This window comes from Proteus sp. STS61-E (assembly GCF_040932335.1).
Lineage (GTDB): Bacteria > Pseudomonadota > Gammaproteobacteria > Enterobacterales > Enterobacteriaceae > Proteus > Proteus mirabilis_B.
In genome coordinates, this window is record NZ_JBFQGE010000003.1 from 66,878 (window position 1) to 89,509 (window position 22,632).

Below are 22,632 nucleotides of genomic sequence, written 5' to 3' on the forward strand. Positions count from 1 at the left end.
ACATAAATGAAAAAGTGGTCCTCAGTACTTGCTGCCAGCGTAATGGCATTAAGTATCGGCACAGCATCGGCTGATGATGGTAAGACATTATATTTCTACAACTGGACGGAGTATGTTCCGCCTGGTCTGCTTGAACAGTTTACGAAAGAAACTGGGATTAAGGTGATTTATTCCACCTACGAATCCAATGAAAGCATGTATACCAAGTTAAAGACCTATAAAGATGGTGCTTATGACTTGGTGGTTCCTTCTACTTATTTTATTTCTAAAATGAGTCATGAAGGAATGCTACAAAAAATCGATAAATCAAAATTAACCCATTTTGATAATCTCGATCCTAGTTTATTACATAAATCATTCGATCCCCAAAATGACTACTCCATTCCTTATATTTGGGGTGCGACCGCTATTGGTATTAATAGTGATGAAGTTGATGTGAGTGACATAACGTCATGGGCAGATTTATGGAAACCTGAATATAAAGATAGCCTGTTATTAACCGATGATGCCCGTGAAGTTTTCCAAATGGCATTATTAAAATTAGGCTATTCAGGCAATACAACCGATCCTAAAGAGATTGAAGAAGCCTATAAAGAGCTGCAAAAACTGATGCCAAACGTATTAGCATTTAATTCAGATAATCCCGCTAACCCTTATATGCAAGGGGAAGTTAATTTAGGGATGATTTGGAATGGCTCGGCATTTATTGCGCGCGATGCGGGTGCACCTATTGAAATGGTGTGGCCAAAAGAAGGGGGCATTTTCTGGATGGATAGCTTAGCTATTCCTGCGAATGCCAAGAATGTCGAAGGTGCTCATAAACTTATCGACTTCTTATTACGCCCAGAAGTTGCAGCAAAAGTAGCTGAAAATATTGGCTATCCAACTCCTAACTTAGCGGCACAAAAATTATTGCCAAATACCATCACAAAAGATAGCTCACTTTATCCAAGTGAAGAGATTATCAATAAAGGTGAATGGCAAAACGATGTTGGTGATGCAACTGTTTTATATGAAAGTTATTACCAGAAACTAAAAGCGGGTCGTTAATCATTTTCATGTTTTATGCTAAAGCCACCTTTAAGGTGGCTTTTTTATAAGAGAAGAGAATACATTTTTTATTTAATTAAAAATAAAGAGAAGTAAAAGAGAGTCGGTGATGAGGAAAAGCGTAAATAGACTACGCTTAATTAAAATCATTCTTAATACAGCTTTCGGCAATTAACCGATTATTTTTTTCTTGAGTTTTTCTTCGTTGTTCAATACTTGAAGCATGGTTACTTTGTAAGAAATAGCTAATATGAACATCAAATTTCTCAGAGATACGATAAATTAATTCTATACTGATCCTATTTGTTCCACGTTCATAACGAGAAAGCTGTTGCTGGCTTATCTCTAATTCTTTAGCAAATAAAGTACCTGAGCATTTTAATTTTTTTCGTAAATGGCGTATTCGCTGGCCTATACGAAAATTAATGGTTTTGCTGTTATCTATCATTTATCAACCTTAAAAATTCAAATCATTATTGATAAGAAAAAGTCAGACTGGCCAACCCGTTTGCTTTACCAGGTTTTAGTGTTCCAGTCGTGATATACCGAGTTGACAGGTTTAATGTGTAGTTTTCGTTATTAGATGTTGTTATATGAAGTAAGCGTTGATTAGGTTGTCCCGTAGCACTAATATCAGGTCCATAAGTTACTGGTGTAGGGGTATCATTAAAGAAAAATTGAATACCAATACCTGATGCATCTGAATCTGATGTTAATGTGAGAATATCCGTATTATTAGAATAAGTAGATTGATCGGTCATGCTGGCATACAAGTGAACATTGGTATCACAAGTTACTGAAATAGGTTTTGTTTGTGTTTTTGAGGTCGACCCGATAGCACTCATATCTCTCATTGAGATATCACCCAACTCATAGGTTAGGTTTTTGGTATTTACTGTGCAACCACGGGCTTTAATGGTGATTGTTACGGGATTTATTGCGACAAGTGATGTGTTATTTCCCTTATGCCCACCCCCATATTCAGACCAAGTATTGGCAATTACGGTGTAAGGAATATTATAAACACCCGTTTCTAAGTGCTCGTCAGTGACAACAAAGACAACTTTTGCTTTTAATGAAACACGGTCTACGCCTTTATTTACTGTTGATCCTGCTGCGGGATAAATAATTGTTGCACTTGAGCCTGTGCCTACATCAATAGGAACATAAGAAACATTGTCATTATTATCTTTTAAACCAAAGGCATAACCAATACCTTTTACACCAGCAAGGGTATACACTGGATATCGATTGCTACCTTCGTAATAGTAGATCCCACTTAATTTTGAACCCAATGCATTAGCATAGAGCGTTTCAACCCAGCATTTTTGTAGAAATTTGTTCTCACATTTAAAACCATTATGAACGGATGTTTCTCCAATCCATGTTGAAGTGATTGGAGTACCAGCTGGCGTTCCATCCGCTGCACCATCAAAACTCATTGGTACAGGTGATACAATAAGAGGATCTGCCACTGCCCATGCCATTTTTTCAGGAATAAACACTAAAAAAACCAGTAATGATAAGAAAGAAAGGGAATATTTCATTATTGGTACTCCAGTAAAAAAGTCGTAGTCGCATTAGCTTGCCCTGAACTGACTGGTAAATGTGTTGCGATGTATTGGGCGTAGAATTGCAAGGTATTATCTTGATTAGGCAATAACAGGTAAGATTGGCTTTTTTCATTGATGGCAATAGGTGTGCCTGACTTATCCATAAGCGCAATAGCAACACCTTGAGCACCATCCTTATTAACTGCAAGTAATGTATTATCAGATGCAGAAGGTGTTCCTTTAAAGCTGACTTTCACGCCGCTGGCTTCGGGTTGGCAATCTACCAACTTAATACTAAAAGGGATAATAGGTGTACGTTGTTGAGCGATCGTCGTTGAAGTGAAATCTTTAGTCGCAATATTACCTAGTTTTACCGTAATTGTTTTTGAGTTGGTTTCTACCGTGCAAGTGTTGCCAGTTACTCGGGCATTAATTTGAACCAAAGTGTCATAAGTATTGCCTTTACTTATAGAAAGCATCAATAAAGCCAAAACAAGCATTAATCTGCGCATTATTGGCACTCCTGTGTCATTTTTACAAAGGGCTCATTCTGTTGTTCAAGAGGTAGTTGATAGTTCACTTGGCAATGTTTGGACGATCCATTGCCCCAACGAATATCTAATAGACCTGAGAGCGGTACACCAGAGAGGTAGAGCAAACCATCATCGCCCACAATACCGGAGAGATTATTTAGCTTATCGGTGGCAATTGCACCGAAAGGTAGAGGTCGTCCTTGTTGTCTTAATGTCAGTAATAAGCGATATCCTGTTTTGGCGTCAAAGTTAACTTTAATAACTGCACCTTGAGTAGGAATAACTTGCTGAATATTTTGCTCAATTTCAACATTATCAGGGAGGGCTGTGGTATCAAGAGCAACTTTGTTTTGGCGATAAGCTGTGGCATAGGGAATGACTGCGAATCCGCGCCAATCAGTATAAATCCCCGTTGCATTATCAATAGGCACATCTGCTGTTTTGCCGGCATCAACTAAAATGGTATTTGAACTTAATGGCTGACTTAATGTGATCCCTTCACTATGTAACAACATACCACCTGCAAGGCTGTAATTGAGTTGTTGAGCATCTTGATGGTAGTTATAACCTGCATTGAGATTGCCATATCGGCTTTGATATCCAAGAGATGCACTTCCTGTATAACTGCCACCTTGATTGCTATATCCCTGTTGGACACTGTAATTTAATGTATTGTCATCGAGTAATGTGCCAGCAACACCTGCATTATGAGCAGAATAGCCGTTATTATTATGGCTGTAGTTATAAGTGAGATAGGCACTATTGGTGGATTGATAACTTGAAGGCATAAGAAGTTGTAACGGAATAGAAACCCCAAGGGAGAGTGTTTGATCTCGTTCTCCACTATTCATCATGCGGTTATAACTATAAATAATATTGTAAGAAAGCCCTTTGACATTGCCGTTATAACCCGTTTGTATTAATACATTTTTCTCATTTGTTCCCCAATAGTTTTGCCAGTGTGTTGTCATAAAAACAGAGCCATAATCAGCAAGTTGTTGTGACAAATTGATCTGGAGACTGCCTTTTTTATGATTACGCAGATCAAAATAGCGTGAAGGTGTTTGTTGATTATCTTCATAGAGATAACCAGACATACGCGTGTTGAGCGTCTCTTCTAAGGTGTAAAATCCAGAAGTAGAGTAGCGATAGCCTAATAATTGAAAATTTGTACCAAATTGGTTAAGTGATTTTGCGTAGAGAAAGCGTAAAGAGTAGCCCTCAGATATCGAATCATCGGGTAGTTTGCTATGAGCAAAAGTGATATCCGTTGATAATGCGCCCAAAGTGCCCATATTTTTACCGGCCCCAAGTGCATAAGATTGATAATCCGCTGTAACTAAAGCCCCACTATATACTGTTGTGTCATAAGGCAATCCATAAATTAGGTGGCCTTGTAAAAAGCGTGGCTTTTTATTTTGGTTATTTTGGCGAATTTCTCCCGCTTGAATAACAAATTGTTTTTGACCTTCTCGCTGTAAAATGGGTACCGCAGAATACGGCACTACATAATCCTGTTTTCCGCCGTCATTTTCTTCAATAGAAACATAGAGATCTCCGCTATTTGATGTTGGATAAAGATCTCTAATTTCAAATGCTCCGGGAGCGACAAAGGTTTGGTAAATTATATAGCCATTTTGTCTTATAACGACTTTGGCATTACTATTAGCTATTCCTCTAACAATAGGAGCAAAACCTCTTTGACTATCAGGCAACATGGTGTCATCGCTTTCTAAGGAAATACCTCGGAAATTAATGCTGTCAAAAAGTGTTGATGACGTATAACTGTCGCCAATTTGTAATTGGCTTTTTAACGATACAATATTGCGTTGAAGATAAGTATTGATATGGTTCCACTGGTTTTTTCCATTCGATGAATTCCAAGTGGAATAATCTCTTAATCGCCAAGCACCAATATTGATCCCACTACGTAGATTTAGATAGTAACTATTATTATGGGAATTTCCCCAACTATTGGCTCCACTAAAGGTATAATTTAATATTCCCGCAGTAATACCGTTATCCCATTTCTCTGGTGGAATATAACCACGAGCTTTAAGATCTAAAGCAGCTTGAGGAATTTGAATTTTTAATGCTTGCTTCTCAATATCATAATTAACAACAGAGTCAGGAATAATGTCTTCAATATTAATACATTGATTATCTAAGGCATTCTCAATATCAGAAAATATTTTAGTATTAATATTTAATGATTGATAAAAAGATTTATTTAAACAAGGGATTACATTTTTATCTTGGCTAATAAAACGGATATTTTCTGTTCTCAGATATTCATGATTAAAAATAATATCAAGAGGGTAATCCCCTGGTTTGATACTATTTCCGGCCTCAAAATAGCTTAAATCAGCGACAGAATCGGGAGAGTCAGCCAAAAATGCAGGATTAAATCGGTTTGCACTGTGTGCTAAAAATGGCAACGCCATTAATATAGTGATAGCACCAGAAAAGAAAAAATGAGCTGTATTTTTATTAATCATGTTTTTTTGACCAAAAAGCTTGGAGCCGATGTAATCATTAATGAGAAATTTCTTTTTTTAATACAGCCGTCTGTGCGCCATAATCATTGATTGTTTGGAATGAAATTAGGTTCGCATTACTCTTTATTTTCCCTAAAATTAATTGAGATAACGGATTGATCATGATGCTTGCAGGAAGTTGATTATCCACTACTGCTAAATTGACCATAGTTATATGATAAGGCGTTGGATTATTCGCAATAAGCTCACCATTCAGGTAAGAAAAAGAAATCTCATTTGCAAATTTTTCATTATAAGCAGGTAAATTTCCGGGACGATAGAAAAGCTTTATTCGGCTCTGTATTGCGATTTGTAGTGTATTTTCCTTAGCTAGTTCATCTTGTAATGAAGGGATCACTTTTACATTCATCCAAAATAAACTTTCTCTATCTTCAGGTAATGGTACTCCGGTATACATAATTCTTAATGCATTTTCTTTATTGGCATCAAGAATATATAAAGGAGGTGTTACTATAAAATCATTATTTTTAATTCCTTGATTATCAGAAACCCATGACTGAATTAAAAAGCTATTTTCTTTATCTGAGTTAGTAATAACAAGATTGGTTTGTTTAATATTAGAGTTATAAATAATACGTGTGGCACCTAATGAAACACCATTAGAATAAGATAATAATGGAAAGAGAAAAATAATAAGGAATATAAGTATTTTTTTCATAATAGAAATATATTAGACAATGAATATAGGACAATTATTTTTTTGATAAAAATATGCCGTCCTTGGCAATAAGATATCAATCAAAAATGATTAGCGATTAAGAGTAAGTAACCATAAAGTTTGTGGTAACGTTTGCGCTACCCGCCTTAACAGTATCATCAGTTGAAACTAGAGATGCGTTATAATTTAATTGGTTTTCGCCCTCAATTAACTTTTGAGTAGTTGATGGCTGGCCTGGAATAACATTTTTACTGCTTGAGTCAGTAATTTTTAATGCTACATTTGCAGCCGCACCACTACCTTGTAATGCAAATGCGTTTGCATCGCCATCAGAAGCGGTACCATTAAAAGTAATTGCAGCTAATGTTGAAACTGTAATATCGCAGTTATTTAATTTAATACTAAAAGGAATGCGACCTGTTTCATCACCTTTTTTGGTAAATTCGGCAACGCGGAATTGACCTAAACGAACAGTTTGATTTGCTGAGCTACTATCAACACCACAGGCTGCATTAACAACAGAACCTTCAAAGTTAACAGTACCGCCATTGACTGTTACTTCTGTTGGTGCAGGAGTACCAGTGTCTTCTGCAAATGCAGGTGCTGCAATAACTGCCATTGCAGAAGTGATAATTGCAGATAATAATAACTTTTTCATTAATTGTTCCTATTTTTTAAATATATATCTAACCGTTAACTTAATAAATTAAGCTAACGGTTAACTCTATTTATTTCCTATTCTTAGATAGAGAATAAAAGGGGATAAATTATTTTTAGACGTGTGACGTAAGGCTATTTATATATATTCAACAGAGAGCTGATTACCGCAATTATCGTAAAAACGATAAAACAGTCATATTCACACCTAAGTCAAATTTTCAAAAATTATAGATGTGCTAAAAAAAATAGAGAAATCGTTTTAAACGATCGTTTTTAGCTTATTTTATAGGTGGTACCTATTGATGTTGTGATAACTATCGGTAATAGTTAGTGTTAAAAAGTGGATAAATATATTACTTTATCTAATGATTCTCTGGGTGTTTTGTATCATGTTGATATACATCATATTTTTAATTTTTATTTTTGCTCTGTTATTTAATTCCAATAAAGAATGTCTTAAAAAGATGATGTAAATATACTTATAAGATGATGTTTCATAAAATATATTTCATAGTGAAACTATTTATAGAATGATACAAAAAATAACACTTTTTGTGATCAAAAAAGACAATATTGTCTGTTTCTTTATTCAAATATAAATTTTAAATTTATATTTTATAAAAAAAGTAGAAATATTATTTATTCATTTTAAGTTGAAATTAAAAGACATATTTTAAAAATATAAAATTGATGATACTTTTTTCACTACCTATGGGAGTAGATCAATGTGTTTTCTACTTGATATTAATTGTAACAAAATGTTTCACCATTCAATTTTTTTTATTATTTTTGCATAAAAGTGATTAAAGCAATTATGCTGGTTTTATTTTAATATCGGTTCTAATGATAAAATCTTAAATCTGAAGGCACAAAATGATATCTAGCTCATCAAAAGGGACGTTATATGGCATTGTTGCTATTTTTCTTTGGAGCACCATTGTTGGCTTAATTCGTAATATTAGTGAGTATTTTGGTGCCGTAGGGGGTGCTGCACTGATTTATACCACAGGCACACTCTTTCTTATTTTGATCTTAGGTGTACCTAAGTTATCACGCTTTCCTAAACGCTATCTCTTCTGGGGGGGACTATTATTTGTCACTTATGAAGTGTGCTTATCTCTGGCTTTAGGATTTGCAACAGACCGAACACAAGCCATAGAGCTAGGAATGGTTAACTATTTATGGCCTAGTTTTACGTTAGCCCTTGCCGTAATACTTAATAAACAGCGATTCTCTATTTTGCTGATTGTTGGATTATTATGTGCATTTAGTGGATTAGTTTGGGTTGTTAGTGGTGATAATCCGCTGACAATTGACGGTTTATGGAAGAATATTCAAAGTAATCCATTAAGCTATATATTGGCGTTTTCAGGTGCCATCTTATGGGCGTTTTATAGTAATTTAACTCGCCTTATGTCTGGCGGGAATAACGGCATTGTACCTTTCTTTCTATTAACGTCACTTGCCTTGTGGGGGCAATACCTATTCTCAGCGCCAGTAGAGTGGATCGTTAATACAAAAAGCATCACGCTATTATTAATAACAGGTGCTGCTATTGGGCTTGCAAATGCCGCTTGGACAGTTGGTATGATCAGAGGCAATGTGACCTTATTAGCTACACTCTCTTATTTTACTCCCGTTATTTCTACTGCATTCTCATCAATATTATTGTCTACCGCACTCTCTTTCTCATTTTGGCAAGGGGTAATGATGGTGACAGGAGGCTCTTTAATTTGCTGGTTGGCAACTCGTCAAAAAACGATAAAACCACTAAAAACGGCAAAATAGAGGGTTATTAAGTTAAATATTGATATAAATAGAGGTCATTGGCTCAATAAATGCTATTTAAAAAAAGAAGCATTTGTGTAAGTTGAAATTTTTTCACTATGCGATGAGATGAATATCGGCTTATCTATACTCATCATATTTCAAGTTGTAGTGTTACTGATTAGTGACTTATTCACTTGTCGCCTAGCTGCATCTCGAATTATTTAGAGTATAAGTAATACTATAAGAACAAATGCAACAAAAAAGGAATTGCTATGAAACTTGAGACACTCTCTGTTCACGCGGGTTATTCACCTGATCCAACTACAAAAGCCGTTGCTGTACCTATTTACCAAACAACATCTTATGCATTTGATGATACGCAGCATGGTGCGGATCTCTTTGACTTAAAAGTGCCTGGTAATATTTACACCCGAATAATGAATCCAACCAATGACGTATTAGAAAAACGTGTTGCAGCATTAGAAGGTGGAATTGCGGCAGTTGCCGTAGCATCAGGCATGGCGGCTATCACTTATGCAATTCAAACTATTGCACAAGTGGGGGATAATATTGTTTCTGTCGCTAAGCTTTATGGTGGCACTTATAATTTAATGGCGCACACATTCCCTCGTATTGGTATTGAAGCCCGCTTTGCTCCTCATGATGATATTGCTGCTCTTGAAGCGTTAATTGACGATAAAACAAAAGCGGTATTTTGTGAAACCATCACAAATCCAAGTGGAAATATTGTCGATATTCAAGCATTGGCTGATGTAGCTCATCGTCATGGCGTACCTTTAATTGTTGATAATACGGTTGCAACACCTTATTTATGCCGTCCTTTTGAGCATGGTGCGGATATTATTATTCACTCTTTAACCAAGTATATTGGTGGTCACGGTAATTCTATCGGTGGCATTGTTGTTGATTCCGGTAAATTCCCTTGGGCTGAGCATAAAGATCGTTTTGAGATATTAAATACACCTGATGTTTCTTATCACGGGGTAAATTATGTCGAGCATTTTGGTGCCGCTGCTTATATAGCAAGATGTCGTGTTGCGCCTTTGCGTGGAACTGGTGCGGCGTTGTCGCCATTTAATGCATTCTTGATCCTACAAGGATTAGAAACACTGGCATTGCGTATGGATCGTCATACTGAGAATGCCCAAAAAGTGGCAGAATATCTGCAAAATCACCCTCAAGTTGCATGGGTGAAATATGCAGGTTTAAGCAATCACCCTGAGCATGATTTAGCGGTACGTTATATGTCAGGTAAACCAGCCGGTATTCTCTCTTTTGGGATCAAAGGTGGTGCAGAAGCAGGAGCTAGATTTATTGATGCATTGCAGCTTATTGTTCGTCTGGTGAATATTGGTGATGCAAAATCATTAGCATGTCATCCAGCTTCAACCACTCATCGCCAATTAAATGATGAAGAATTAGAACGCGCGGGTGTTTCACGAGATTTAATTCGTTTATCTATTGGTATTGAGCATATTGACGATATTCTTGCAGATTTAGAGCAGGCATTAAAAGCTAGCATTTAATTACAGTTATCAATTATCAATTTAAAACCTTCTTTATTTAAAGGAGGTTTTTTTATACTTAAATTTCTTAAATTTACTAATCTATTTTAGAAGGATTAATTTTATTATTTTTAATATAAGGATATATAATGAATATTACTTCTATATTTAGAGATGCAGTGAATCAACTGACAACAGGAGCAGGAAAAGCAATAAACAGTGTTGTCGATTTTTTTTCTAGTCTTCGTTCGGGTATAACGGGTTTATTTAATAGTAATACTTCTTTTAGACAAGCAGCAACAGATCTGAGTCTTATTAATCATAATGATCCAAAAAAAACTTCACTCGGTAATTTAAAGGATTTTTTAAATGAAAAATGTGGAATGAATACGACAGAAGATCAAGTGAATGGAGAAATAGATAATATAGAAAACGACATATATGAAGGAAGGAATATATATGAAGAAATGAATAATAAAGAAGATCCTATATATGAAGAAATAAATGAAAATATTTTAGATTTAATAAGAAAACTCCCTGAGTCAAGGAATGAAAATAAATCATCAGTAATTGAAGATGAATATAGTATTGTAGTTGATAGCATAGAAGAATCTAGTGAAAATATTTATTCTGAGCCTTACGAGGCTGCTCTTTCTGATGGAAATAAATATAATACCATTTAAATGGTATTATATTTTTAATAAAATGTATCTGCATAAAGATATAATAATCTATATGCCCGAATAGTCGTAATTTAAAATAAAGAAATCAATAGATATCGATTTCTTTATTTTTATTAACTTTTATTAATAGATGAAATAATAAACATATTTATTTTTTGATAAAAATCAAATCTTAATTATCCTTAAATTTCAATTTAATTAATTAGATCAATTTTATAAAATAATTTTATTTTTTAAATTAAGTTTTATTAAAAAATAAAGGAATGTGAAGTCAACTCCATTATTTACATATAATAAGCATCAGTCGAAATCAGATTGATTTCGATCAATAAGGAACATACCGACTGGTCGGTATCATCCTATGCATGAATACAACTGCGCATCACCGAAAAAAAGACCCTATCCGAGTTCAAGAGCAATTATTGGAAGCGGCAAGTGTTATTGTGGCTAATGAAGGAATAGCTTCCCTCTCTTTAAATGCCGTAGCAAAAGAAGCAGGGGTAAGTAAAGGTGGTCTACTTCATCATTTCCCCGGAAAATTAGAATTGGTGCAGGCAGTATTTAAACGGCTATTAGGTATTATGGATAGTCGCATTGCAGTTATTATGGAAAATGATCCTATTGAAGCGGGGCGTTTTTCTCGCGCATATTTAACTTATATTTCTGATTTAAAACAGTCAGACGAAAGTCGCCAATTAGCTATACTGTCTTTAGCAATGCCAAACGAGCCTATTATGCGTAAATGCTGGCGAGATTGGATGTTAGATCATTTAGCCAAAGGCGATAAATTAGATAATAGCTATTTAGGTACATTAATTCGTTATGCCGCAGATGGTCTTTGGTTATCTGAATTAACAGAAGGCCCTACGATTTCACAAGAAGAGCGTAGCGCATTAGTTGAAAGATTATCTGAGATGACATTTGACTATATGGCAAACACAGCAAATCAGTAATTTTAATCAGGATGAATGAGGGCACAATGAAATACAAAATAAATGCCTTAATTTATTACGACGCAACGGATGGCGCGATATCGTTAGAAAAAGAGAGTGTTGATACACATCTTTCTATTACCGCAAATGCGTTACTGTTTTATTTTATTCAGCATCCAGGTGTTGTTAATCGTGATGAAGTATTAAAACGTGTTTGGGATGATAATGGGCTGGTTTCATCAAACAGTAATTTAAACCAATATTTGAGTTTATTACGAAAAACATTTCGTCATTATGGTATTGAAAATATCATTGTCACTATTGCGAAAGGGCGATTAGAGTTCAATCCGGATATTTCAGTTGAACTCATTGATGATTCAACGTTATTACCTTCAACTCAAACAAATGAAGAAGAACCTATTTTAGTTAAGGATGAAAACAAAATAGCCGTTGAAACAACGACACCTTTATCTTTAACTCAAGCACCTTTAGAGTCTACACAAGAAGAAGCACCGCAACAAAAACAGAAACCAGAAATTTGTTGGTATTTAGCCAGCATTGGTTTTCTATTAGGTGCAGTATTTCTTGCGGTGATCATTTTTTTTAATCAACATCAATCAAAGCCAATTTCGCTGACACCATTAACACACAATGATTGTGAATTACTCTCTAATGAAGCCATGATTAACTCTGCGGTAAGTGATAATTATGTTCGAAATTTTGATGCTGTAAGAAAGAAGCTTAATTTACAGTGTGTGAAAGGTGAGCGATTTGTTTTCTTCTATGGTGATAAATTACAAACAAATGGATTGGGGCGAGTATTTTTAGCGCACTGTGCAAAGAATGAAGATAATCCATTTAGTTATTGCGACAATTACTTTTACTATTCTTGGAAATACTAATGAAAATCTCAGGGAAACTTTTATGTTTTTTATCGGCCCTGATTTTTATCTTGGTCGCCACTTATGCAGCCACAAGATTATTAACCATTAAAAATGAAGGTGTCATGGTTTGTTCAACCAAAGGCATTATGCGTTTTGAAAATATGGAAGATGAAAATGTAAATGGCAATATTCATTTTTCATTTGGTGCCAATGGTAAAGGATCGATTGTTGTTGAAGGATATACTACTTCAAAAGCAGGATGGTTGTATTTACAACGTTATGTGAAATTTGATTATACAACTAAACGAGTTTCACCGACTGAACGTCACTATTTTGTTAGCCAATGGGATGCGAGTGCATCATCAATCGATGAATCTCCAGACGTTATTTTTGACTATTTTATGCGTGAAATGTCAGATAGCCATGATGGGCTATTTATTAATGCACAGAAGCTAAATGAAAAAACATTACTATTAAGTTCGCTCAATTCACCGCTCTATATTTGTACCTTAAAACCGGGTAGTAAATTCGATTAATTGTCCTGATTATCTGAATCTATTTTTGCAAGGTGGCCTCTATATAGCCGCCTTTTTGTTTATCTAAAACTCAATGCATCCCATCCATTTTATTGACTTTCTATTCTCACCTAGCCTTAGGTTTAGCTCTTAGATTTAGCGTTTTACTTATTCCGTAATTTGAACGGATTGTCTGCATGATTTTTATCACATAAGAGTACTCACCTTTATTTTTTATACACTGCAATGAAGGTTTAGATTTAATAAATACGTTATCAACAAAAAAATAGCACGATTTGTATATAGACTCGATTTAGCCTTTTTCAATTATTGATCTCACATTGAAATATCAGTGATATCTCGCACATCTTTCTCCTCAATATGTACTGCCTTTTTGCACCTTTTCAACATCCTCCTAACAAAGTTAATTCGCCTGTTTTTTCATCTATTTTTTGCGGGGATCAATAAATTTATAACGATGAAAAAAACAAATTAACAGCATGGATATATAAATGTAGGCATAAAAAACACTAAATAGCAGAGTTAAATTCTATATATGTTCATATCATGGATTTATATTTTGTTTTCGTTTTTACGCGTTATAGTGATTTTGAAACCAAAGTCTGCGTTTAAAAAATCACCACGCAGACACAATGGGCAAACGTAAACCGTTAAACGGCTTCTCGGAGGAAATGAAAATGGGTGATGCATTAGGTCTGATCGAAACCAAAGGTCTGGTGGCATGTATTGAAGCCGCTGACGCTATGTGTAAAGCCGCGAACGTTGAACTTATTGGCTATGAAAATGTGGGTTCAGGTCTCGTGACTGCGATGGTGAAAGGCGACGTAGGCGCAGTGAAAGCTGCAGTAGATTCAGGTGTGGAGTCAGCACAGCGCGTGGGTGAAGTTGTTACATCGCTCGTGATTGCTCGTCCTCACAATGACATCAACAAGATTGTTATCAAACACAAGGCATAGTTTTTGCCTTAGGAGAACGTATGGGTGATGCATTAGGACTTATTGAAACTCAAGGGCTGGTTGCTTGTATTGAAGCAGCTGACGCGATGTGTAAAGCGGCAAATGTTGAGTTAATCGGCTACGAAAATGTGGGTTCAGGTTTAGTTACTGCAATGGTGAAAGGTGATGTCGGTGCCGTTAAAGCCGCTGTGGAATCTGGCTTAGAAGCTGCTCAACGTGTTGGTACTGTTGTGACTTCATTAGTTATCGCTCGTCCACATAACGATATTCAAAAAATCGTTGCCCAGTACAAAGTGACTGAATAACGAAGGAAATAAATATGAAAGAAGCACTAGGTCTAGTTGAAACCAAAGGTCTTGTCGCTTGCATTGAAGCTGCTGATGCAATGTGCAAAGCAGCCAATGTTGAACTGATTGGTTATGAAAACGTCGGTTCAGGTTTAGTGACAGCAATGGTGAAAGGCGATGTCGGTGCAGTAAATGCAGCGGTTGAGTCAGGTGTTGAAGCGGCAAAACGTATCGGCACTGTGGTGACTTCTCGTGTTATTGCAAGACCGCATAACGATATCGAGAAAATCGCACAACAGCACAAAGCCTGATTTTTCAGGCGTGCTGTAAAGCAAAGAAATAAGTTATTCAGCTAAATTTTTTAACTCCTGTATGGGGGAAGACATGGTTGCATTAGATAAAGATTTGCAATCCAGACAACTGGCTCGTGAGCTAGTTCGTAACGCGAAAAATGCACAACTTGTTTATGCTAAGTTTTCGCAGGAAAAAATCGACAGTATTGTAAAACACATTGCATTTGAAGCAGCTCGTCATGCAGAAGAGCTGGCAAAAATGGCAAACGAAGAGACAGGCTTTGGTAAGTGGGAAGACAAAGTCCTGAAAAATACCTTCGCGTCCTTGCGTGTGTATGAACATATGAAAGACATGAAGACCGTTGGCATCATCAATGACGATAAAGTGAAAAAAGTCATGGATGTTGGCGTGCCTTTAGGTGTTATCACGGCGTTAGTTCCTTCAACTAACCCAACATCAACCATTATCTATAAAACCCTAATTGCACTGAAAGCGGGTAATGCGATTATTTTCTCTCCGCATCCAAATGCAAAACAGTGTAGTTTCCGTGCGTTAGAAATTGTTAAAAAAGCAGCGCTAGAAGCCGGTGCGCCAGCAGGTATCGTTGATGGTGTGACATTACTAACACTCGAAGCGACAAAAGAATTAATGCACAGCAAAGATGTGTCATTAATTTTAGCGACTGGCGGCGAAGGTATGGTGCGTGCAGCTTATGCATCAGGCACACCGACAATCAGTGGTGGTCCAGGTAATGGCCCTGCCTTTATCGAACGCAGTGCCGATATCAAAAAAGCAGTGAGCGATATTATCACCAGTAAAACATTCGACAATGGGGTTATCTGTGCATCAGAGCAATCCATTATCGTTGAACGTTGCATTTATAACGAAGTTCACCGCGAGTTATTAGCGCAAGGTGCTTACTTTATGAATGACGAAGAAGCAACAAAAGTGGCTTCAATGTTACTGCGTGCTAACGGCACAATTAACCCAGCGGTTGTGGGTAAAGATGCGATTTATTTAAGCCAGCGTGCAGGTTTTAGTGTACCCGCAAATACGCGTGTATTAATCGCATTACAAGATACTGTTTCACCAAAAAATCCGTATTCACGTGAAAAACTATGCCCAATCTTAGGGATGTATATCGAAGAAGATTGGAAATCAGCGTGCGATCGTGTGGTGCAATTACTGACTAACGAAGGTTTAGGTCATACCTTAGTTATTCATACCAAGAATGAAGATGTTATTCGTCAGTTCTCTTTAGAAAAACCGGTTAACCGTATTCTGATTAATACCCCTGCGGCATTAGGCGGTATCGGTGCAACAACCAATATTACTCCTGCACTTACTTTAGGTTGCGGTGCTGTTGGGGGCGGTTCTAGCTCTGACAATGTCGGCCCAATGAATCTACTGAATATTCGTAAAGTAGGTTATGGCGTGCGTACCGTTGAAGAGTTGAAACAACCTTGTCCTTTAGCACAAGAAGCTGCTCAACCTGCTGTTTCTGCTTGTGCTGTTTCTAGCGCAAATCACCAGACCAGCATTCTTGATGATGATCGTTTTCGTTCACCTTCTTTAACGCCTGTTCATGCTGAATGTGCAACTGCACAACGTCAAACTCAAGGTGATGATCGTTTTGGCGCATCTCCTTATGCAACGACGGTCAGTGCTTGTGCGCAACAAGTGATTGAACAAGGTGATATTACCGAAGAAAACGTGGAACGCATTATCAAGGAAGTTCTCGGACGTCTGAGTAAATAACTCATTGATATAAGGCGATATAAACCATGATCCTCGCAAAGGTAATCGGACACGTAGTAGCGACACAGAAAAGCCCAGAACTTAAAGGTAGCAATTTATTAATGATAGCCACCTTAGATGATGAGCTTAAGCCACTGAAAAATAAAACGTATGTTGCAGTGGATAGTGTAGGTGCAGGTATCAACGATGTTGTGTTGGCTGAAGAATACTTCGCACTGAATAAAGAGCGTTACAAAGCGATGTCAGTGGTTGCCATTGTTGAGAAGGTTTATCGGGACAGTAAGGAGTAATAACGACATGAGTGAGTTTCTGATAAAACCCAAAATTCAGTTTGGCACCAATGCACTGGATTTTCTTTCTGGGTTAACTGCCCGCCGCGCATTTGTGGTGACAGATAAAGCAATGGTGAAGTTTGGCTTTGCAAATAAAGTCACTGACAAGTTAATGCAACGGGGTGTCGAGTTCCAAGTTTACGATGATGTTGCTTCAGATCCGGATATTTCAGCCATCGTAAGTGGCATGAAGATGATGGATGCGCATTATCCAGATTTGGTTATCGCACTCGGTGGTGGATCAGTGATTGATGCTGCGAAAGCCGTTATGTACTCCCTCTGGCATACCCGTAAAGAGAGCAACAGAACAAAACCACAATTTATTGCTATCCCAACTACTAGCGGTACCGGTTCGGAAGTGACCTCTTTTTCAGTGATCAAATCACGCAGTGAAAAACTGGTCTTGGTTGATGAGTTTATGTTGCCTGATGTCGCCATTCTCGATCCTGAGTTGGTGAAATCTGTACCACCTGCGATCACCGCAGATACAGGTATGGATGTCCTTTGTCATGCACTAGAAGCGTATGTTTCTAAAGCGGCATCTGATTTTTCTGATGCAATGGCAGAGAAAGCCGTCAAGTTAGTATTTGGTCATCTTATTGATTGCCACCATCAAGGTGACAACTTACCTGCTCGCGAAAAAATGCATAACGCATCTTGTATTGCAGGGATGGCATTTACTAATGCTTCGTTGGGTATTACTCACAGTCTTGCCCACGCATTAGGCGGTGTATTCCACGTTCCTCACGGTCGTGCAAATGCGTTATTGATGACACATGTCGTTGCCTTTAACGCCAATCTTCATGGTGATTGTAATAGTGAAGCAGCAAAACGTTACGCTTATCTTGCTCAAAGCTTAGGACTTCCGGCTAACACAGTAAGAGAAGGGGTAACCAGTTTAATCGTCGCCATTAATGTATTGAAAGATGAAATGGGTATGCCGAAGAGTATTCGCGATACCGGTGTCAGTGAAGCGGACTTTTATGCCCGTTTAACGGAAATGGTCGGACAGGCTTTACGAGATAGCTGTACGCCGACAAATCCACGTGACGTGAACACACACCAATTAGAAACATTGTATCGTCAGGCATTTGCCGGTGTATCACACAGTTAATGCTCAACCGAATTAATACCGATTAGGTCAAGTAAAGAACATCAGGAGAGCCTCACATGGCCAAATATTCTTTGACGCCACGCGTAAAAATGCTGGCAGAACGTTTAGTTTCACGTAATAGCTCAATCAGTACAGAGCGTGCGACAATTTTTGATTCATTGGACAACAGCATTGCGGGTGTTCCACAAGCGATTAAACCTGCACAACGTTTTTATGAGTTTATCCGTCATTTTCCAAGCTATATTGCACAAGATGAACTGATTATCGGCAGCCAGTCATCAACACCACGCGGTGCGATTTTTCACACTGAAGATGAAGTGCGTAGCGACTCTATCTATCGCTTTTTAAGTATTAATAATAGCGTTGCATCACCTGATTATATGCTGGTGGTAAACCAAGGTTTCTTAGCGATCAAAGCACAGCTTGAAGACAGAATTAGAAGCATTGGTAGTGCCGTAAATCGTAGCAGTATGGATGAAGCTAATTACTGTAAATCAGCTATTTATGCATGTGATGCAGCACTGTATTTTGCACAAATTCTGTCTGCAAAAGCAGAGAATTTAGCTGCAATGGAAGGTAACCCATACCGTAAAGCAGAATTATTAGATAGCGCAGCGGTATTACGTAAAGTACCTGCAAAACCAGCAGAAACCTTTAAAGAAGCGGTCCAAGTATTCTATTTACTGCAATTAGTCTTACATCTGGAAAATGGTAGCTATGCCATTAATCCAATGGGATTTGATAAAGCACTTTATCCGTTCTACCAACGTGATCTCGACCAAGGTCGTTTAACACAAGCACAAGCGTATGAAATTGTTGAAAGCGTATGGCTGAAATTAGCTGAGCTTTCAGAAGTACGTGCGACTAAAGAAGTTGATGGTTATCCAATGTTTGATGCCATGACGCAAGGCGTTGATATCAACGATCCACGTGTCAGCATTAACGAATTATCAGAAATGTTGCTATCTGCTCGTGCTAATCTGTCAACTTTACATAGTTCACTGCAAGTGCGTTTATACAATGGTCGTATGAATTCACAACCTCAATATGCCGCACCTTCTGCAAACGTTGTTGCACCAAGCGCTGATGCAGGTGAATTCAAAGTGATGGAAGGTTTAACGCCTCGCTTACAACGCTTACGTAATCGCTATTTAGAAGCTCGCCCAAGTGTCTCTATCTACAGAGCATTAGCGTTTACTGAAATTGTCCGTAATAACCCAGGCTTACCACCGATTCTACTGCGTGCAAAAGCATTCCGTCGTGCATGTGAAACCGCACCTATCTTAATTCAAGATGAAGAGCTGATTGTTGGACATCCTTGTGGAAAAGCGCGTGCGGGTGCTTTCTCTCCTGATATCGCATGGCGCTGGGTTCGTGATGAACTCGATACCATGAGCACACGTCCACAAGATCCATTCCAAATTTCAGAAGAAGACAAAAAAGTCATTCGCGAAGAGATTGTTCCATTCTGGGAAGGTCGTTCTTTAGATGAAATTTGTGAAGCACAATATCGCGAAGCGGGTGTGTGGGAATTTAGTGGTGAAACCTTTGTCAGTGACCTTTCTTATCACCAAATTAATGGTGGTGGCGATACTTGCCCAGGTTATGACGTATTGCTTTTCACTAAAGGTATGAACGGTATTAAAGCCGATGCGCAAGCAAAACTGGCTGAATTAAGCATGGAAAACCCTGCTGATATCGACCGTATCTACTTCTACAAAGCATCTATTGAAAGCTGTGAAGGTGTGATTGCTTACGCCCATCGCATTGCAGAACATGCGCGTGAATTAGCATCAAAAGAGAGCAATCCACAACGTCGTGAAGAGTTACTGACGATTGCTCAAGTTAACGAAAACGTACCTGCTAATCCACCAAAAACACTGCAAGAAGCACTGCAAAGTATCTGGACGGTTGAGTCATTGTTTGAAGTGGAAGAGAACCAAACTGGTCTTTCTTTAGGTCGTTTAGACCAATACTGCTTCCCAATGTATGAAAACGATATCAAATCAGGTCGTTTAACACGTGAACAAGCACTGGAAATGATGCAAGCCTTTATCATCAAATGTGCTGAGTTAATGTGGATGTCGAGTGAGCTAGGTGCGAAGTATTTCGCAGGTTATCAGCCATTTATCAACTTAACTATCGGTGGACAAAAACGCTCTGGTGGCGACGCGTGTAACGACTTAACTTACCTGATTATGGATGCAGTGCGCTTTGTGAAAGTGTATCAACCATCACTAGCATGTCGTATTCATAACCAATCTCCACAGCAATATATGGAAAAAATTGTTGATGTGGTTAAAGCCGGTATGGGCTTCCCTGCATGTCACTTCGATGATTCTCATATCAAAATGATGCTACGTAAAGGCTTCGACTTTGAAGATGCGCGTGACTATTGTCTGATGGGTTGTGTTGAGCCACAAAAATCTGGTCGTATTTATCAATGGACATCAACAGGTTACACCCAATGGCCTATTGCGATTGAGTTTGTATTAAACCGTGGTCGTATGGTGTTGTTCGATAGCTATCAAGGTCTAGATACCGGTGATTTACGTGATCTGCGTACTTATGAAGATTTCGACCGCGCTGTAAAAGAGCAAGTTGCTCATATTGTTCGCTTATCCGCAATTGGTACAGTGATCAGCCAACGTGTTCACCGCGATGTTGCGCCGAAACCATTAATGTCTCTGCTGGTTGAAGGCTGTATGGAACAAGGTAAAGATGTTACTGCCGGCGGTGCAATGGTTAACCATGGCCCTGGTCTTATCTTCTCAGGTTTAGCGACTTATGTGGACTCAATGGCAGCTATTCGCAAACTTGTTTATGAAGATAAAAAATACACCTTAGAACAAATCCGTGATGCGTTATTAGCTAACTTTGAAGGCCAAGAAGAGTTGCTACGCGACTGCTTAAATGCACCGAAATTTGGTAACGATGATGATGTTGTTGACCAATATGCGCTAGATATTACGGAATGGACTGAGCGTGAATGCCGTAAATACAAAATGCTCTATTCCACTCTGAGCCACGGTACGCTGTCTATCTCTAACAATACGCCAATTGGTGAGTTAACAGCAGCTACACCAAATGGTCGCTTAGCATGGAAACCATTGTCAGATGGTATCAGCCCAACACAAGGTGCTGATAAACATGGTCCAACTGCGATTATCAAATCAATCAGCAAGATGAATGTTGAAACCATGAACATTGGTATGGTTCATAACTTCAAATTCCTGAAAGGATTGTTAGATACCAATGAAGGTCGCCAAGGTTTAATTACCTTATTAAGAACGGCTTCCATTTTGGGTAACGGTCAGATGCAATTTAGCTATGTCGATAATGAAGTGCTGAAAAAAGCGCAATTAGAGCCTGAAAAATACCGCGATTTGATTGTTCGCGTTGCAGGCTACAGTGCTTACTTTGTTGAATTATGTAAAGAAGTTCAGGATGAAATTATCAGTCGTACTGTGATTGAGAAATTCTAATTACAGCTATAGGGATGGCGTAGGCTATCCCTTTTAATCGACAAGACAAGATTTAAATTTATCGAACAGGGATGTTTGATGCAGATTTGGAGGCGTAAAGATGGAGACGGCAGCAGAAATAAGAGGGCGGATATTTAATATCCAGAAATACTCTATTTATGACGGTGATGGTATTCGTACTCTCGTTTTTTTAAAAGGCTGTAATATCCGCTGCCCTTGGTGTTCAAATCCAGAAGGTCTCAGCAGTGAGTTTCAGGTAATGTACTCTCACGACAAATGTGTAGATTGCGGTAAATGTGTTGATGTTTGTCCGGCGGGTGTGCACTACATGACAACCAATGAAAGTGGTAAACAAGTTCATCGTGTTGATCGCGCTGTTGATTGTATTGGTTGTCGTAAATGTGAAGAAGTCTGTATCTCTGATGCCCTTGATATTATGGGAAAAGATGTTTCTGTCCCTGAGCTAATGAAAATCATCATGCAAGATTATGATTTTTACATCTCTTCAGGAGGTGGTGTCACAATCGGTGGCGGTGAAATGAGTTTACAAACTGATTTTGCGGTTGCGCTTTTACGTGAATGTAAAAAGATGATGATCAATACCGCGGTGGAAACACAAGCGACTACCAACGTGGCGAATTATGAAAAATTAGCGGAAGTGGTTGATCAATTTCTTATTGATATCAAACACATTGATACCACTCAGCATAAAGCGCTGTTTGGCATTGGTAATGAGAATGTCCGTCGTAACCTAGAACGTTTAATGGATCTCGGTGCAAATGTGGTGATCCGTATGCCTTTAGTACGAGGCTATAACGACTCTTATGACGCGATCACTGGGGCGATTAACTACGCAATGGAACTCTCTAAACGCGGCAATATTCAGCGTATCGATATTCTTCCTTATCACCAATTTGGACGTAACAAATACGAAAAATTGGAAATGATCTACCCGATAAAAAACGATCCAAGTTATACGCCAGAAGAGTTAGACAGTTTAGAAGCCTTCTTTAAGAAATTTGATTTCGATATCCGTCTTGTCCGTCACTAAGTAGGAGAGAAA

At 37.9% G+C, this 22,632-nt stretch carries 21 protein-coding genes; 15 read left to right on the forward strand and 6 right to left on the reverse strand.

The genetic code is table 11. The annotated features are described in order from the left end of the window. Nucleotides 1-6: 6 nt before the first annotated feature. On the forward strand, nt 7-1,050 hold the full coding sequence (gene potD / locus AB4J89_RS08640; protein WP_088494432.1) for a spermidine/putrescine ABC transporter substrate-binding protein PotD: 1,044 nt from the start codon (nt 7-9) through the stop codon (nt 1,048-1,050). Between the two features lie 136 nt (nt 1,051-1,186). On the opposite strand, the gene AB4J89_RS08645 is transcribed toward potD, so the two are convergent. From AB4J89_RS08645 to AB4J89_RS08670, 6 genes are all read right to left on the reverse strand, one after another. Further along, nucleotides 1,187-1,498, reverse strand: a complete 312-nt coding sequence (locus AB4J89_RS08645) for a helix-turn-helix domain-containing protein (RefSeq protein ID WP_088494433.1) — start codon at nt 1,496-1,498, stop codon at nt 1,187-1,189. Between the two features lie 25 nt (nt 1,499-1,523). Further along, a complete protein-coding gene (locus AB4J89_RS08650) occupies nt 1,524-2,597 on the reverse strand; it encodes a fimbrial protein (RefSeq protein ID WP_088494434.1) in 1,074 nt (357 codons plus the stop codon). Next, on the reverse strand, nt 2,597-3,115 hold the full coding sequence (locus AB4J89_RS08655; protein WP_088494435.1) for a fimbrial protein: 519 nt from the start codon (nt 3,113-3,115) through the stop codon (nt 2,597-2,599). Before AB4J89_RS08655 ends, AB4J89_RS08650 begins: the two co-directional genes overlap by 1 nt. Beyond that, a complete protein-coding gene (locus AB4J89_RS08660) occupies nt 3,115-5,634 on the reverse strand; it encodes a fimbria/pilus outer membrane usher protein (protein ID WP_368468937.1) in 2,520 nt (839 codons plus the stop codon). Before AB4J89_RS08660 ends, AB4J89_RS08655 begins: the two co-directional genes overlap by 1 nt. A gap of 37 nt (nt 5,635-5,671) precedes the next feature. Next, complete coding sequence (locus tag AB4J89_RS08665; RefSeq protein ID WP_088494437.1) at nt 5,672-6,352, reverse strand: fimbria/pilus periplasmic chaperone; 681 nt, start codon at nt 6,350-6,352, stop codon at nt 5,672-5,674. 97 nt (nt 6,353-6,449) lie between these two features. After that, nucleotides 6,450-7,010, reverse strand: coding sequence for a fimbrial protein (locus AB4J89_RS08670; RefSeq protein ID WP_088494438.1), 561 nt, complete (start codon nt 7,008-7,010; stop codon nt 6,450-6,452). 875 nt (nt 7,011-7,885) lie between these two features. Here AB4J89_RS08670 and yddG point away from each other — a divergent pair. From yddG to cutD, 14 genes are all read left to right on the forward strand, one after another. Further along, on the forward strand, nt 7,886-8,800 hold the full coding sequence (yddG, locus tag AB4J89_RS08675; protein WP_102949452.1) for an aromatic amino acid DMT transporter YddG: 915 nt from the start codon (nt 7,886-7,888) through the stop codon (nt 8,798-8,800). A gap of 254 nt (nt 8,801-9,054) precedes the next feature. After that, complete coding sequence (locus AB4J89_RS08680) at nt 9,055-10,329, forward strand: bifunctional O-acetylhomoserine aminocarboxypropyltransferase/cysteine synthase (protein WP_088494439.1); 1,275 nt, start codon at nt 9,055-9,057, stop codon at nt 10,327-10,329. Between the two features lie 128 nt (nt 10,330-10,457). Next, a complete protein-coding gene (locus tag AB4J89_RS08685; RefSeq protein WP_194951322.1) occupies nt 10,458-10,991 on the forward strand; it encodes a hypothetical protein in 534 nt (177 codons plus the stop codon). Between the two features lie 365 nt (nt 10,992-11,356). Continuing rightward, nucleotides 11,357-11,944, forward strand: coding sequence for a TetR/AcrR family transcriptional regulator (locus AB4J89_RS08690; protein WP_088494441.1), 588 nt, complete (start codon nt 11,357-11,359; stop codon nt 11,942-11,944). A 26-nt stretch (nt 11,945-11,970) separates the two neighbouring features. Next, nucleotides 11,971-12,825, forward strand: a complete 855-nt coding sequence (locus AB4J89_RS08695) for a winged helix-turn-helix domain-containing protein (protein WP_311755240.1) — start codon at nt 11,971-11,973, stop codon at nt 12,823-12,825. After that, entirely contained in the window at nt 12,825-13,343 is a 519-nt protein-coding gene (locus tag AB4J89_RS08700; protein ID WP_006536331.1) for a FidL-like protein, read from the forward strand. Before AB4J89_RS08695 ends, AB4J89_RS08700 begins: the two co-directional genes overlap by 1 nt. A 677-nt stretch (nt 13,344-14,020) precedes the next feature. Then, nucleotides 14,021-14,299: a BMC domain-containing protein gene (locus tag AB4J89_RS08705; RefSeq protein ID WP_004249182.1), complete on the forward strand. Its 279-nt coding sequence runs from the start codon at nt 14,021-14,023 to the stop codon at nt 14,297-14,299. Between the two features lie 20 nt (nt 14,300-14,319). After that, the gene (locus AB4J89_RS08710; RefSeq protein WP_006536329.1) at nt 14,320-14,604 is read left to right on the forward strand and encodes a BMC domain-containing protein; all 285 of its coding nucleotides are present in this window, start codon (nt 14,320-14,322) and stop codon (nt 14,602-14,604) included. 14 nt (nt 14,605-14,618) lie between these two features. Next, on the forward strand, nt 14,619-14,897 hold the full coding sequence (locus tag AB4J89_RS08715; protein ID WP_006536328.1) for a BMC domain-containing protein: 279 nt from the start codon (nt 14,619-14,621) through the stop codon (nt 14,895-14,897). A gap of 73 nt (nt 14,898-14,970) precedes the next feature. Next, on the forward strand, nt 14,971-16,638 hold the full coding sequence (locus tag AB4J89_RS08720) for an acetaldehyde dehydrogenase (acetylating) (protein ID WP_088494443.1): 1,668 nt from the start codon (nt 14,971-14,973) through the stop codon (nt 16,636-16,638). A 26-nt stretch (nt 16,639-16,664) separates the two neighbouring features. Next, nucleotides 16,665-16,928 carry a EutN/CcmL family microcompartment protein gene (locus AB4J89_RS08725; protein ID WP_036934514.1) on the forward strand — a complete coding sequence of 88 codons (264 nt, stop codon included), beginning with the start codon at nt 16,665-16,667 and terminating at the stop codon, nt 16,926-16,928. A gap of 7 nt (nt 16,929-16,935) precedes the next feature. Continuing rightward, complete coding sequence (locus AB4J89_RS08730) at nt 16,936-18,084, forward strand: 1-propanol dehydrogenase PduQ (RefSeq protein WP_088494444.1); 1,149 nt, start codon at nt 16,936-16,938, stop codon at nt 18,082-18,084. A 56-nt stretch (nt 18,085-18,140) separates the two neighbouring features. After that, entirely contained in the window at nt 18,141-21,569 is a 3,429-nt protein-coding gene (gene cutC, locus AB4J89_RS08735) for a choline trimethylamine-lyase (RefSeq protein ID WP_088494445.1), read from the forward strand. 100 nt (nt 21,570-21,669) lie between these two features. Continuing rightward, on the forward strand, nt 21,670-22,620 hold the full coding sequence (cutD, locus tag AB4J89_RS08740; RefSeq protein ID WP_088494446.1) for a choline TMA-lyase-activating enzyme: 951 nt from the start codon (nt 21,670-21,672) through the stop codon (nt 22,618-22,620). Nucleotides 22,621-22,632 lie beyond the last annotated feature (12 nt).

Excerpts from the sequence above, each read along its gene's own strand:
- AB4J89_RS08645 (WP_088494433.1), bottom strand. The coding sequence starts at position 1,498 with ATGATAGATAACAGCAAAACCATTAATTTTCGTATAGGCCAGCGAATA.
- AB4J89_RS08725 (WP_036934514.1), top strand. The coding sequence starts at position 16,665 with ATGATCCTCGCAAAGGTAATCGGACACGTAGTAGCGACACAGAAAAGC.
- AB4J89_RS08720 (WP_088494443.1), top strand. The coding sequence starts at position 14,971 with ATGGTTGCATTAGATAAAGATTTGCAATCCAGACAACTGGCTCGTGAG.
- AB4J89_RS08695 (WP_311755240.1), top strand. The coding sequence starts at position 11,971 with ATGAAATACAAAATAAATGCCTTAATTTATTACGACGCAACGGATGGC.
- yddG (WP_102949452.1), top strand. The coding sequence starts at position 7,886 with ATGATATCTAGCTCATCAAAAGGGACGTTATATGGCATTGTTGCTATT.
- potD (WP_088494432.1), top strand. The coding sequence starts at position 7 with ATGAAAAAGTGGTCCTCAGTACTTGCTGCCAGCGTAATGGCATTAAGT.
- AB4J89_RS08665 (WP_088494437.1), bottom strand. The coding sequence starts at position 6,352 with ATGAAAAAAATACTTATATTCCTTATTATTTTTCTCTTTCCATTATTA.
- AB4J89_RS08730 (WP_088494444.1), top strand. The coding sequence starts at position 16,936 with ATGAGTGAGTTTCTGATAAAACCCAAAATTCAGTTTGGCACCAATGCA.
- AB4J89_RS08650 (WP_088494434.1), bottom strand. The coding sequence starts at position 2,597 with ATGAAATATTCCCTTTCTTTCTTATCATTACTGGTTTTTTTAGTGTTT.
- AB4J89_RS08680 (WP_088494439.1), top strand. The coding sequence starts at position 9,055 with ATGAAACTTGAGACACTCTCTGTTCACGCGGGTTATTCACCTGATCCA.
- AB4J89_RS08685 (WP_194951322.1), top strand. The coding sequence starts at position 10,458 with ATGAATATTACTTCTATATTTAGAGATGCAGTGAATCAACTGACAACA.
- AB4J89_RS08710 (WP_006536329.1), top strand. The coding sequence starts at position 14,320 with ATGGGTGATGCATTAGGACTTATTGAAACTCAAGGGCTGGTTGCTTGT.
- AB4J89_RS08690 (WP_088494441.1), top strand. The coding sequence starts at position 11,357 with ATGAATACAACTGCGCATCACCGAAAAAAAGACCCTATCCGAGTTCAA.
- AB4J89_RS08670 (WP_088494438.1), bottom strand. The coding sequence starts at position 7,010 with ATGAAAAAGTTATTATTATCTGCAATTATCACTTCTGCAATGGCAGTT.
- cutC (WP_088494445.1), top strand. The coding sequence starts at position 18,141 with ATGGCCAAATATTCTTTGACGCCACGCGTAAAAATGCTGGCAGAACGT.
- AB4J89_RS08715 (WP_006536328.1), top strand. The coding sequence starts at position 14,619 with ATGAAAGAAGCACTAGGTCTAGTTGAAACCAAAGGTCTTGTCGCTTGC.
- AB4J89_RS08655 (WP_088494435.1), bottom strand. The coding sequence starts at position 3,115 with ATGCGCAGATTAATGCTTGTTTTGGCTTTATTGATGCTTTCTATAAGT.
- AB4J89_RS08705 (WP_004249182.1), top strand. The coding sequence starts at position 14,021 with ATGGGTGATGCATTAGGTCTGATCGAAACCAAAGGTCTGGTGGCATGT.
- AB4J89_RS08660 (WP_368468937.1), bottom strand. The coding sequence starts at position 5,634 with ATGATTAATAAAAATACAGCTCATTTTTTCTTTTCTGGTGCTATCACT.
- AB4J89_RS08700 (WP_006536331.1), top strand. The coding sequence starts at position 12,825 with ATGAAAATCTCAGGGAAACTTTTATGTTTTTTATCGGCCCTGATTTTT.
- cutD (WP_088494446.1), top strand. The coding sequence starts at position 21,670 with ATGGAGACGGCAGCAGAAATAAGAGGGCGGATATTTAATATCCAGAAA.